The sequence below is a fragment of the Chryseobacterium formosum genome (genome assembly GCF_026460885.1).
Classification (GTDB): domain Bacteria; phylum Bacteroidota; class Bacteroidia; order Flavobacteriales; family Weeksellaceae; genus Chryseobacterium; species Chryseobacterium formosus.
Map to the genome: position 1 here is coordinate 1 of NZ_JAOVZW010000011.1, position 11,993 is coordinate 11,993.

Annotated in this window: 13 protein-coding genes; 1 reads left to right on the top strand and 12 read right to left on the bottom strand. The window is 31.6% G+C overall.

All coding sequences use genetic code 11. The features are described from left to right. Nucleotides 1–132: 132 nt before the first annotated feature. The 6 genes from OF897_RS09665 to OF897_RS09690 all read right to left on the bottom strand — a co-directional run bounded on the left by OF897_RS09665 (nt 133) and on the right by OF897_RS09690 (nt 5,046). Nucleotides 133–786, bottom strand: a complete 654-nt coding sequence (locus OF897_RS09665) for an NAD(P)-dependent oxidoreductase (protein ID WP_267265491.1) — start codon at nt 784–786, stop codon at nt 133–135. 107 nt (nt 787–893) lie between these two features. After that, nucleotides 894–1,304 carry an Rrf2 family transcriptional regulator gene (locus tag OF897_RS09670; RefSeq protein ID WP_267265492.1) on the bottom strand — a complete coding sequence of 137 codons (411 nt, stop codon included), beginning with the start codon at nt 1,302–1,304 and terminating at the stop codon, nt 894–896. Nucleotides 1,305–1,374: 70 nt separating this feature from the next. Beyond that, on the bottom strand, nt 1,375–2,841 hold the full coding sequence (locus tag OF897_RS09675) for a class A beta-lactamase-related serine hydrolase (protein ID WP_267265493.1): 1,467 nt from the start codon (nt 2,839–2,841) through the stop codon (nt 1,375–1,377). A gap of 86 nt (nt 2,842–2,927) precedes the next feature. Further along, nucleotides 2,928–3,506, bottom strand: coding sequence for a helix-turn-helix domain-containing protein (locus OF897_RS09680; protein ID WP_267265494.1), 579 nt, complete (start codon nt 3,504–3,506; stop codon nt 2,928–2,930). Nucleotides 3,507–3,560: 54 nt separating this feature from the next. Beyond that, nucleotides 3,561–4,511 carry a hypothetical protein gene (locus OF897_RS09685; protein WP_267265495.1) on the bottom strand — a complete coding sequence of 317 codons (951 nt, stop codon included), beginning with the start codon at nt 4,509–4,511 and terminating at the stop codon, nt 3,561–3,563. Nucleotides 4,512–4,611: 100 nt separating this feature from the next. Further along, nucleotides 4,612–5,046, bottom strand: coding sequence for an FKBP-type peptidyl-prolyl cis-trans isomerase (locus tag OF897_RS09690; protein ID WP_267265496.1), 435 nt, complete (start codon nt 5,044–5,046; stop codon nt 4,612–4,614). Nucleotides 5,047–5,286: 240 nt separating this feature from the next. Between OF897_RS09690 and OF897_RS09695 the strand changes: the two genes are divergently transcribed. Continuing rightward, nucleotides 5,287–6,288 carry a catalase family protein gene (locus OF897_RS09695; RefSeq protein WP_267265497.1) on the top strand — a complete coding sequence of 334 codons (1,002 nt, stop codon included), beginning with the start codon at nt 5,287–5,289 and terminating at the stop codon, nt 6,286–6,288. Nucleotides 6,289–6,440: 152 nt separating this feature from the next. Here OF897_RS09695 and OF897_RS09700 read toward each other — a convergent pair whose 3' ends face one another. The 6 genes from OF897_RS09700 to OF897_RS09725 form a co-directional block, all read right to left on the bottom strand. Then, complete coding sequence (locus OF897_RS09700) at nt 6,441–7,475, bottom strand: TerC/Alx family metal homeostasis membrane protein (RefSeq protein ID WP_267265498.1); 1,035 nt, start codon at nt 7,473–7,475, stop codon at nt 6,441–6,443. Between the two features lie 184 nt (nt 7,476–7,659). After that, nucleotides 7,660–8,271 carry a TerD family protein gene (locus OF897_RS09705; protein ID WP_267265499.1) on the bottom strand — a complete coding sequence of 204 codons (612 nt, stop codon included), beginning with the start codon at nt 8,269–8,271 and terminating at the stop codon, nt 7,660–7,662. A gap of 213 nt (nt 8,272–8,484) precedes the next feature. Continuing rightward, a complete protein-coding gene (locus OF897_RS09710) occupies nt 8,485–9,408 on the bottom strand; it encodes a hypothetical protein (protein ID WP_267265500.1) in 924 nt (307 codons plus the stop codon). Nucleotides 9,409–9,447: 39 nt separating this feature from the next. Further along, complete coding sequence (locus tag OF897_RS09715; RefSeq protein WP_267265501.1) at nt 9,448–10,614, bottom strand: toxic anion resistance protein; 1,167 nt, start codon at nt 10,612–10,614, stop codon at nt 9,448–9,450. Between the two features lie 8 nt (nt 10,615–10,622). Beyond that, on the bottom strand, nt 10,623–11,177 hold the full coding sequence (locus tag OF897_RS09720) for a TerD family protein (RefSeq protein WP_267265502.1): 555 nt from the start codon (nt 11,175–11,177) through the stop codon (nt 10,623–10,625). After that, nucleotides 11,167–11,991 (bottom strand): phosphoribosyltransferase family protein, encoded by an 825-nt coding sequence (locus OF897_RS09725; RefSeq protein WP_267265503.1) that lies wholly within the window; start codon nt 11,989–11,991, stop codon nt 11,167–11,169. The genes OF897_RS09720 and OF897_RS09725 overlap by 11 nt, the downstream gene beginning before the upstream one ends. Nucleotides 11,992–11,993: the final 2 nt, after the last annotated feature.

Genomic DNA, 11,993 nt, shown 5'->3' on the forward strand with positions numbered 1-11,993 from the left:
CGGCGGCACCTTTGGTGCCGCCGAAACTTCTTTTGACTTTATTATTTGAACCATTTTTCATCGGGTTTTACCCAATGCTTTAGAAGATCGCCACTTCGTGGCTCTTTACAAATTCAGAGAAGAATTACAAATTTAATAAGCTGCAGTGAATCTTTCACGAATGTGATTATTTTGCTCTAATTCATCAACCAAAACAACAGCAACATCTTCTACAGAAAGTATACTTCTTCCTTCTTCATTGAAAACAGGATTTTCAAGAGCGGTTCTGTATTTTCCGGTTCTGATTCCTGCAGTTCCCTGATGCATTTCGATTGCGGGGCTGAAGAAAGTCCAGTCTAATGTGGTATTTTCTTTAATTTTATTTAAATAATCTCTCGCTGCCGTTGCTCCCGGTTTTATATCTGCTGGAAAATCCGGCCCGTCAACCAATTGATTTCCGTCGATGAACAAACTTCCTGCTCCACCAACCGTAATAAATCTTTTAACGCCCGATTTTTCAACTGCTTTTTCAATATTGATTGATCCGTTTAAGAAATCATCATAAAGATTAGGATTCGTCCATCCTGCGTTGAACGTGTTGATTACCGCATCGTTTCCTTTTAGAGCTTCTGCTAAATCTTCAACATTATTTACGTCGATGCTTTTTGCTTTTACATTTTCCGTTTCATTTACTTTTGAAGCGTCTCTTACAATTGCTTCTACCTCAAAACCTCTGTTTGATAATTCTTTTACAACTTGTGTTCCCACAAAACCAGTTGCTCCGATTACTGCTACTTTTTTGTTCATACTTTTTTTTATTTATTTTTAAAGGAATTCACGAACCTTTCGGTTTCATTTGATATTATTTTATTTAAACTGTAATAAATTTTGTTACATTTTAGGTTAAAAAATTTTTAAGCAAATTGTTCCGTAAACTCTTTTAAAGTTTTATTTCCTAAAAATTTTAAAACCAATTGATCTGTTTCGCCAAACAAAACATTAAGATGACTGTTGATATTTCTTCCTACAGTACAAATAGGATTCGGGTTATTATTTCTTTTACCTAAAACTTCGGTATTTTTCACCGCTAAATAAATATCAGAAATAGTTATTAAATCTGCGCTTTTTGCCAACTGAGTTCCTCCTACTTTCCCTTGTCTGCTAATAATTAAACCCGCTTCTTTTAAAACACCAATTTCTTTACGAACAATCACAGGATTAATATTAATGCTTCCCGCCATCCATTCGGAAGTGAGCCAATCTTGCGGACTTTCCGCCAATAAAGTCATAATATGTATTGCCGTGGCAAATCTTGTATTGTTCATCGTAATTACAGTACAAATATACAAATATTTTAATTGTAATAAAATTAATTACAATTAAATTTCATCAAACTTATTTTGTTTCTATATCAACAATCTTTTTACCTATACTTCCAAAATAATGATTGACAATAGTTTCATAAATTTTGTATCCATCCTCAACATTGGTAAAAATGATGAGTCCTTTTTTTGTCTTAGGTAAAAGAAAAACAATTGTATTCATTCCTTTATCAGAACCACCATGAGACAAAGCTATTTCATCATTTCCAAGATTGTAAATTTCAAATCCTAACCCGAAAAACTTGTTTTTCTTAACTTCAACTTGCTTAGTTTTCATTTCTTCGACAATCTTTGGTGTCAACAAATCATGATTTAAAACAGCAACTAAAAATTTACCGTAATCTTCTACAGAGGTAATTAAATCATCTGCTGCATTTGGAGTTTTATTTTTTATAATATCATACGATTTTCCTGATTTATCATAACCCACAATCATTCTACTTGAATCTTTCTTTTCATTCCAAACATAACTTGTATCTTTCATGTCTAAAGGTTGAAAGACAAGTTCTTCTGCAAGTTCTTCTAAACTTTTATGAAATTTATTTTCAAGAGCTTTTCTGAGATACTCAAAACCCTCTCCGGAATATTGATATTTTGTTCCTGGCTCAAAATCAAAACGAAGTTTGTTATCTTGATTCATCCATCTCCAATTGGGAAATCCTGATTGATGACTTAAAATCAATCTCGTTGTTAACTTTTTATGTCTTGGGTCTTTTGCAATATCTGAATCAATAAAATATTTATCAAGTGGCTCATCAAGATTCCATTTTCCAAGACTTACCAAACGTAAAACGGTCATTGCAGTTACAGGCTTGGTTAAAGAAGCAACATTAAAAAGACTGCTATATGATGCATAAGCTTTGTCATTTAATTTTCCATAGACTTTTATTTCTTTTAAATTTCCATCTTCAATAATTCCTAAACCTAAAGTTGGAATATTATTATCTTTAAGTAGTTGTTCTAAATTATCCGTCAATTTTACATTATTTGGTTTTCCATGAGCATAGCTTAGAATATCGCTCATTGTCCAGCGACTATCTTTCTTTGTCCAAACTGTTGTGAATTTTGCCCGACCGCCCAAAACATCTTGTTTATTTTTTTCACGAATAAAAAATTGATGTTCTCCAGTTTGTATTGCTCCATACAAAACATCGTTATCGTACAAAGGAAAAACTTCCAAACTACTTTCAATAACTTTACGAATTGGTTTTTGATTCGGATTTGAGCAAATATTTTGTTTTGTTCTTTCCATGAATAATTTTTTATCCTGAAAACCTCCGTTGTCATGATAGAATTTCAAATTATCATCCATTTTCTTTTCTAAAAAAGCAATATCACAATTATTGAATCCACGTTCGAAAAAGATGCTATCTTCCTTTTTCAATTCTAAAAATAATGGGGAATTTTTCTCTACTTGAGCACTTACGTTTCCGAAGAAAAAGAAGAGAATAAAAATACTGATGTTAAGATTTTTTGTCATTGAATTATTTTTGACAAAGATTCACAATAAATCAAATTTAATTCAAAAAATAAGCACAACAAAAACCCGACAATTAACTTTTAAATTTATATAATATTGAAATTCAACTTATAACAAAGACATTGTTTCTTATCAATTTCATAAGCATTTCTCAAAATAATAAAAACATTTATCAAAGTTAATGCAATCATCGTTAACATAACGGAGGTTGAACCTAACTTTAATAAAGCCACAATCATGAAGATTATCGGAGAAATAATGGCTAAAAATATCTGGAGAGAAATAATCTGTTTTACAATTTGAGATTTCTGTTTTGTAAATAACATGATTAATAATGGCAACAAAAAATTAACAATTGGAAACCAAGCAAAAGGTATCGATGAGAGATTAATAATTTTAACTAAACTATAATTAATATCATCTTTATTTTTTACTTCCTGAACTTGTTCGTCAAAACTATTATCTATTTCTTCGACTGGAAGAATCGGAGTTAATAAATCTTTTTCAGTAATCCCCAGAGTTGTAGCCAGAGTTTTTAGTGTATAACCTTTGGGGTTTGTTCCTGCTTCAATTCTTTGAATTGTTCTTACAGAAATACCAGATTTTTCGGCTAGTTCTTCCTGAGTCAGATTTTGTTGTTCTCTGATTTTTTTTAATTCCGACATTCTTTAAAATAGATTAAGCAAAATTACAGATTCAAACGTACTTATTTTTTAAAATTATAAAATCAATTTATCTAAATCTAAGAGCAGATAATTAATAGTCTGATTAATTGTACGAGTTGCCGACTGCATCTGATTGAGCATCGCAGCTCGATTATGAAGATCATCAGCTCTGTAGAGACCTCCATCTTTGAAAATTACCGATTGATCTGCAGCATTTTTATCATCGTCAAACTGGTAATGCAGCCATCTTTCTTTCATACTCGAAATAATGGAATGTTTTTCTTTGTTGGAAAACCTTATCTCACTGTACATATACCAAATAAAAGGTGGAAAATTGGGAGATTCTAACTTTTCATGCCAAATGTCTCTCAATAAATTTCTTTGATGAATAAATTCTACTTTTTTACCTTTCGGGTTTAAAGTTGCCAAACCAAAACCAGCTCCTAAAGCACCTCCGGTAATATCAATCGCACTGCTCCAAGCATCATCTTTCACAATTCCGCCTGCAATTGAAGCAACGGCTCCGGCTGCAATTGAATATAAAATAAGCTTGTTATTTCGGGAATCATTTAAATTATCAACATAATTTCCGATTTGAGCAACACGTTCTCCTTCACAGTCAAATTCTGCAGCAACGGCATCCAATTCAGTCAAAGCAATGGTAATTTTGCTGTTGATTTTCATTTTCAGCTGCAAAACTTTAACCTGAGAACTTAAAGAAGAATCTTTTTTAAGCTTCATAATTTCATTCACTTCATCCAAATTATCCAAAGCATTTAAAACCAAAATACTCTGATCAGAAAAAATAGTTTTTAATTGTTGATTAGCCGAAATAATAGAATCTGAATTGTATGAAGGCAATTTTTCTTCATAATTGTACTTGAAAGGCGCTTTACAATAGCTGTCTCTCAAAGTCAAAATATTTTGTTTGATGGTCTGATTTTTCTTTGAAACACATGAAGTCATCAGAATAAAAACAGTACAAAAAAAATATATTTTTTTCATTTAAACCTAATTAAAAAATTACCAACCAAATACTAAGATAGCACAAATAAAAAAATTCACCTGAAAACAGATGAATTTTAATTTATTTTTAAGGATCAAATTATTTAATTTCCAACAATTCCACTTGGAAAACCAACGTAGAATTTGGTCCGATTTCTTTGCTGATTTGCTGATCTCCGTAAGCTAAATGTGGTGGGATAATTAATCTCCACTTACTTCCAACAGGCATTAATTGTAAAGCTTCTGTCCAACCCTTAATCACTTTATTTAAAGGAAATGAAGCCGGAGTTCCTCTTTTCACAGAGCTGTCGAAAACTTTTCCGGCAATTGTAGTTCCATGATAATGGCATTTTACAGTTGATTTCGGACCTGGTTTTGCACCGTCTCCTTCAGTGATAATTTCATACTGCAATCCGCTTGGTAACTGAACTACACTTTCTCTTTTACCATATTCAAACATATATTCCTGACCATCTTTCAGGTTTTTCTCTGCCAATTCCTTCTTTTTCTTAAATAACAAATCTGCTACTCCCATAATTTTTTTTACAAAGATAAGATTTACATTATTATGAGCAATTAGTAATGGAATATAGGGAATTAAATTCTAAAACTAGGTTTACAAACAATTAATATGTCTTAAATGTTATTTTCAATTATCAGACTTTCAGATTTTTACAAAGCTTCTACTTACAATACAATAAATCTTAAAAAATGTTTAATATTCTCGTAACCTAGAATTAAAAACTTGGCGTTATCATTGACTTTTAAAAACTATATGCCGAATCCGCTAAGATATAATAAGAACTTTGAAAAATTGAGCTATGAAGAGAAACAACTTCTAGAAGAAACAAAAAAGAGCATTGCCGATTTTGTAGAGTATTCATCTTCAATAAGTGACGTTAATTATGCAACGAGAAATGTGCACGCCAGAACTTATGCAGTTTTAAAAGGTGAATTTATCATTAATAAAGATATTCCGGGATATTTAAAATATGTTTTCGATAGCGAGAAATACGAAATCATTGCAAGATTGTCTAATGCTCATTTAAAAATAAACAAAAACAAAAGAGATATTCCGGCGTATGGTTTTTCAATTAAAATAAAAGATGAATCAGGAAGAACGATTTCCAATTACCCATTGGTAAACTTTCCTTTGTTTCCTATCAATTCTGTTTCGGTTTTTTTAAAGCTTTTCACTTCTGTCAATCGGTTTTTCCTGAAAAAATGGAGCAATTGGTTTTCTATTTTAAAACAGATTTATAAGATTATTCCGTCAACCTTGAATCCTTCATTTCTGAAAAATGTCTGGAAGTTTATTTTAAACAAGAACAACTTTATGCTTTCTTTTGATTATCATTCTGTTGGAGCGTATCGTTTTGATGATAAAATGATTAAAATTAAAATTAGTCCGAGAAACGTTCAGAAAAATTTTGGCAGAAGAAATTCTGTAAAAGAATCGGTGGAAAATTTTTGTCGAACTCAGGATTATTTAGCAGATGTTTTCATTCAGTTTTGTTATGATTTAAAAGATCAGCCTATTAATAAACTCAATGTAGAATGGAAAAATTCACCTTTCATTAAAATCGGAGAAATAAAAATTGACAAGAATTCATTGCTTAATCCAAGTAATTGTGAGAATGAATTATTGTCATTTAACCCTTTCGAAAGTGCAGATATCTTTCAGCCTGTAGGAAAAATTCAGAAATTGAGAGATGAAGCTTATAAAGTTTCGCTTCAGACAAGAAAGAAGATTAATAAATTGTTGAAATATAAGTAATGCTGCCGGTTTTTGGTTGATGGTTTTTAGAAATGTGAATGGTTAATTTTGCTTCGCAAGTGAATTGTCAATTTATGATATCAATTTCAAATGTAAGATATAAAAAAGGCTTTACGATTTGTAAAGCCTTTCTATATTGATTTTTATTTTATTTATTCTTTTACTTCGTCATCTTTCTTATCCGGAAACATGATTGAAATAAGTACCGAAAGCACCAAAACTCCACCTACAATTCCTAATGAAACTGGCGATGTGATGTGATACCAAGGTGCAATTAACATTTTAACACCGATAAATGCTAAAATAATTGCCAAACCATAAGGTAATTTGCTGAACATGTGAATGAAATTCGCCAACAAGAAATACAAAGATCTTAATCCTAAAATCGCAAAAATATTTGATGTGTAAAGGATAAACGGATCATTTGAAATCGCAAATATTGCCGGAATAGAATCTACTGCAAAAAGTACATCTGTAAATTCAATTACTGCTACAACTACCAAAAGTGGTGTTGCCATTCTGATTCCGTTTTGTACCGTAAAAAATTTATCTCCAACGTAATTATCAGAAACTTTCCAAAAGCTTTTAATCAATTTCGCACCTGCTGTATCGCTATAATCCTCGTCATCATCGTCTCCGCCGTCACCCCAAGATTTAATTCCTGCATAAATTAGGAATAAGCCAAAAAGCGTCATCACAACGTTGATTCTTACTGAGTGACCAAAGATATTCATCTCAGGTAAATACGTTAAATCAATCAATTCAACTCCTGCAAAAATAAAGATTGCTCTGAAGATTAAAGCTCCTATAATTCCCCAAAACAACACTTTATGATGTAGGAATTTTGGCACTTTAAAGAAACCAAAAACCAAGATAAATACAAAGAGATTATCCACGGAAAGTGCTTTCTCAATCCAATAAGCCGCTTGATATTGCGTGAATTTTTCTACAGCTAAACTATGACTTTCTGGAGTTCCGTCTGTATTGAAAACCCAATACACAACTCCCGAAAAAATCATCGATAAAGAAATCCATACCACAGACCAAATCGTAGCTTCTTTTGAAGAAACTTCATGGCTTTTTTTATTGAAAACTCCTAAATCGAGAAGTAACATGATCACAACCGTGACCGCAAATCCCCACACCAAACCAGGGTGCAGCTCTAAAATACTTTGATGTTGTTCCACTTTAATTTTGTTTATTATATGATAAAAGCAATAGCCGTAAATATACAGCTATTGCTTATTTAAATCTAATTTTCATTTCAATAAAATAAAGCATTCAAATAAATAAGTTTTGGCTAAAGCCAAAGATGAATTTATCTTAGTCTAAATGGGCTAAAGCCTTTTCTATTGAATGAACTACATTATTCTACAAGTATTTTTCCTGAACAGTCTTTACCGTCTGTTCTAATTTTTTATCTGAAGTAGGATCTCCGATTGCGTTGAATTTCCATTCACCGTTTCTTTTATAGAAAACTCCCATCACCATTGAAACATGACCACTGAAAGATTTATCATTCGCAATATCATATTTAGCAAAAACTTCTTTTACACTCGTTGGAGTTCCTTCATAAATTCTGATTGATGCAAAAGGAATAGTTCCAAAATCTTGACCTTTGTAGCTATGTAAAACCATCGCTACATGTTCTACATTAGAATCAAGATTAGAAAAATCTACCGTGATCACTTCATTATCCAAACCATCATCTCCGTTTACATCTCCCGTTAAATCATCACCGCTGTGTCTTACAGAAGCATTTTTAGATTTTAGGTTTCCGAAATAAATAACTTCAGTCATATTTTTGTTGGAATCGTATAAAATACAGCTTCCATCTAAATCTACTGCTTCTTTTGAAGTTCCACCGAAGAAACTTTTCTTTTCGATTGCACCCCAATTGATTCCTACGCAAGCCTGGGAAAGTGTAGTTCCGTTTTCTTTCGTAAGGTTTATTCTTTGTCCTTTTTGTAAGTTAATAGCCATTATTATATTTTGTTTTTTGTTATTATTTGAATCTTTAATCCTGTGTTTAATTTAAACGCAAAGCCCGCAAAGATTTTTTTTAATCTGTTCTGCATATTTTTCGTTCGCAAAGGCGTTTCACTCAGCAAAGGGAAATTGCATACTTAAATATTTTTTACTTTAATTTAAAGAATGATCGTAAAATTCACATTTCACAATTGAACATTCACTTTTTTAATTATTTATATTCAAATTAAGCATTGCGCGAAGAATATTCGTTTCTTCGTTTACATCAAATATTTTGCTCATAATATCAATGCTTTCGAGATTTCTGAGATAATCTTTTAAAACCAATTCAACATCTTCAGAAAGTGATTTTTTCCTGAACTCCATCGTTTCTTCCAAATCTTCATTCTTTCTTTTTAGTTGATTGATAATTGAAAGCTGATTCGATTCATTTTCATCAGTATTTAATGATTCTAAATCTTCATCATCTATCAAATACATTTTCTTTTCTTCAACATTAAAGACAAAATGCTCATCTGACTGAAAAATCTTAAACAATTCATACTCATCTCTTTCAACTCGATAACCGCAAACAAAACGAACTTTAAAATTCTGAATATTAAGCTTCCCCAACAATTTTCTTTCAACACAGTAATCCTGATATTGATAAAACGGAACAGATTGAGGTTTCAATTTATCTTCTTCAAAATTTGTCCTGTAGAATTCTGCAGCATATTTTTTATGGAAATACAACACATCATTCCAGTTCAACATTGCTCTGTCTTCTGTAAGATCTTTGTAGAGATTTCTTAAATGTTCAGAAAAAATTCCGCTATAAATTTTTCTGTCGGTTTCAAAGCTATCGTTCTTTTTTTCTTCGAAAGACGCAATATATCGGTTGTTGATATTAATTTCATTGATGACGGCCAACAAATCGTTTTCCTTTTTCTTTTTTATTTTGGTCAACAATTCGATTAAACTGTCAGTATATTGAAGATGAAAAAGCTCAAGTTTATTGAAATCTAATGTCTGATTTTCATTAAATAAATTATGGATGATATCTGTTTTGATATAAATCGCAATGATATCAACATTTTCAAAGAAATTAGCGAGAAGTTTAAGCCTTGTTAATCTTCTTTTGCTTTGAGACATTATGATTGCAACCTCCTCATTCACCTTTTTACCTTCTTATTAACCTCTGATGTTTGCTTTTAATTCTGATTCTAAAGTCTGAAGATCCTGATCCAGTTTTCTTCTGCTTTCTGTACCTTGTTTTTGAATCTGTTTTACTTCATTCAACGTGTTGATCAACATTGCAGTCGTTTCTTTCAACGTTTCAGCCGACACAATAGTCTGTTCGTTTGCTCTCGCTACATTTCTTGAATTTTGACCCAAACGCTCCGCATTTTTTCTTAAAATATCTTCAGTTGTTTGCGAAACTTTCTGCTGAATCTCAATATTCTGCTGTTGTCTGTGCATTGCAACCGCCAAAGAAAGCTGATTTTTCCAAACCGGTAAAGTTGTTGTCAAAATAGTTTGCGCTTTTTCAGCAATCGAAACGTTGTTATTCTGTACCAATCTGATTTGCGGAAGAGACTGCATCATAATCAAACGCACAACCTTCAAATCTGCCAATCTTCTGTCTAATCTATTGATAAAATCTCTTTTATCAGCGATTTGATAATCAGCAAAATTCTGAACATTCGCTTCCATTTGAGCCAGTTCCACAGCCGCTTTTTCCATTCTTAAATTTCCGGCAATCACCAAATCTTCAATTGCTTTAATTGAATTGACGTTACTGTCGAAAATAGTCTGCAAAACTGCGTTATCTTTCGTTGAAGTAATGATTCCTGCGTTTACTTTATGCGAAATCTGGTCGATATTGCTTGTAATTTTATCGTATTTAGCGAAAAGATTATCAACCTGAGTCAACATTTTTTTCATAAAAGGAATTTTACTTAAGAATCCTTTTACTCCGCCATTATTGATTTCGTCAACGTCAACATAATTTAATTCAATCAATAAATTATTAATCAACTCTCCTACTTCACCAGAATTTGATCTTCTTACATTTCCTAAAAAACTATCACTTTGATTGGCAAGAGTTTTCTGTAATTCTGAACCAAAATTGACAATAGATCCAGGATTTGTTTCGTCAATTGCATTAGCAACCATCTCATATTTTGCACGATCAGCATCTTGAATTTGATTTAAATTCACATTCCCGTCTCTATCCATCAAAACTGCGGGAGCTGCAGGATCGGGTTGAAGAGATTGACTCATAGATGGTGTCGGATCAAAACTTTTCAGTGGTTCAATTGATCCCAACGGATCGTTTGGGTTATTTTGATTATCCATACTATTGATTATTGATACATTGATACAAATTTCTCAAGACCATCTCTTTGTCCGCTTCCTACCGCTTCAAATTTCCATTCTCCGTTTCTGTTATAGATTCTTCCGAATTCTACAGCAGTTTCGATAGAAAAATCTTCGTCTAGTTCATATTTCAAAATCTCTTCATTAGTCTCAGTATTAAAAATTCTGATGAAAGAATTTCTTACTTGTCCAAAGTTTTGTCTTCTTGTTTCAGCATCATGAATGGTTACTACAACCGAAATTTCTTTGATTGCAGCATCAATTTTAGTTAAATCAATTTTTATTTGCTCATCATCTCCATCACCGTCTCCTGTTAAATTATCACCAGAGTGAATTACCGCTTTGTCCGGAGATTCAAGATTGTTGTAAAAGATAAAGTGACTGTCTGAAACCAATCTTTTGTTATCACCCAATAAAAAAAGTGATGCATCAAGATCGAAAGCTCCTCCTGTTGAAGTGTTGTTAATGTCCCAACCTAAACCAACAGTGAATTTCGGTGCGTTTATATTTTCTCTTTGTCCTTTCTGTAAGTTAATTGCCATAATAGATTTCTGTTTGTGTTAAAGTGTTTATGTTATTTTTATATTCTTTTATTAAATGATAATTGTTGCTTATTGCAAGCTCAATTAAGTCATCAGTATGTTGTTTTTTTATTTTAGACGTAAGATAATCAAAATTACTTGAATCTAAGCCCAAAATATACTTTACGATTCTTGTATTGAACTGAAAACTTTCCTTAGACATTACTTCTGCAACGTCTTTCACATCTTTTACGGTGTAATAATTGAAGAAATTTTCAATCTTCGGATCAATGTCAAAATTCGTTAATTCAGCATAATACATGAAAAGAAAATCTGCATTTACAGCATACTGATTCAATATTTTATTCACCGTAAATTCATGACTTCCCGTGATTTTAATATCATCGATAAAAATGCAAAGTTTTTCTCTTAAAAAATCTTTATCAAGATAATACGTATCATTGGCAATCAGATTTTTGCGGTCTTCAAAACTTAGATTTCCGTAGTCTGTTGTGTAAGTATGATTTCTGTTGATTTTTGAAATAATACTCGATTTTTTTCCTTTTTGAAAAAGATAAAAATCAAGATGTTTTTTGAAATAAAAACAAAGAAAATTCGAAGCTGTCGGGATCGCCATGTAAGGGCTCGGCAAAACAACAATTTCTTTTTCTGTATCTAAAATTTCAGGATGACTCAAAATAAAACCGTCGAAAAGTTCTTTCGCAAACTTCTCAGCGTAAAACTTGTCACCATATTTGAAATAGCTATATTCTGCAGGCGAAAATGTAAACTCGTCTGCGGAATCTATCTTATGTAAACTGTAACGTTTGTTCATAA

Excerpts from the sequence above, each read along its gene's own strand:
- OF897_RS09685 (WP_267265495.1), bottom strand. The coding sequence starts at position 4,511 with ATGAAAAAAATATATTTTTTTTGTACTGTTTTTATTCTGATGACTTCA.
- OF897_RS09670 (WP_267265492.1), bottom strand. The coding sequence starts at position 1,304 with ATGAACAATACAAGATTTGCCACGGCAATACATATTATGACTTTATTG.
- OF897_RS09680 (WP_267265494.1), bottom strand. The coding sequence starts at position 3,506 with ATGTCGGAATTAAAAAAAATCAGAGAACAACAAAATCTGACTCAGGAA.
- OF897_RS09675 (WP_267265493.1), bottom strand. The coding sequence starts at position 2,841 with ATGACAAAAAATCTTAACATCAGTATTTTTATTCTCTTCTTTTTCTTC.
- OF897_RS09695 (WP_267265497.1), top strand. The coding sequence starts at position 5,287 with ATGCCGAATCCGCTAAGATATAATAAGAACTTTGAAAAATTGAGCTAT.
- OF897_RS09665 (WP_267265491.1), bottom strand. The coding sequence starts at position 786 with ATGAACAAAAAAGTAGCAGTAATCGGAGCAACTGGTTTTGTGGGAACA.
- OF897_RS09710 (WP_267265500.1), bottom strand. The coding sequence starts at position 9,408 with ATGTCTCAAAGCAAAAGAAGATTAACAAGGCTTAAACTTCTCGCTAAT.
- OF897_RS09720 (WP_267265502.1), bottom strand. The coding sequence starts at position 11,177 with ATGGCAATTAACTTACAGAAAGGACAAAGAGAAAATATAAACGCACCG.
- OF897_RS09725 (WP_267265503.1), bottom strand. The coding sequence starts at position 11,991 with ATGAACAAACGTTACAGTTTACATAAGATAGATTCCGCAGACGAGTTT.
- OF897_RS09715 (WP_267265501.1), bottom strand. The coding sequence starts at position 10,614 with ATGGATAATCAAAATAACCCAAACGATCCGTTGGGATCAATTGAACCA.
- OF897_RS09690 (WP_267265496.1), bottom strand. The coding sequence starts at position 5,046 with ATGGGAGTAGCAGATTTGTTATTTAAGAAAAAGAAGGAATTGGCAGAG.
- OF897_RS09705 (WP_267265499.1), bottom strand. The coding sequence starts at position 8,271 with ATGGCTATTAACTTACAAAAAGGACAAAGAATAAACCTTACGAAAGAA.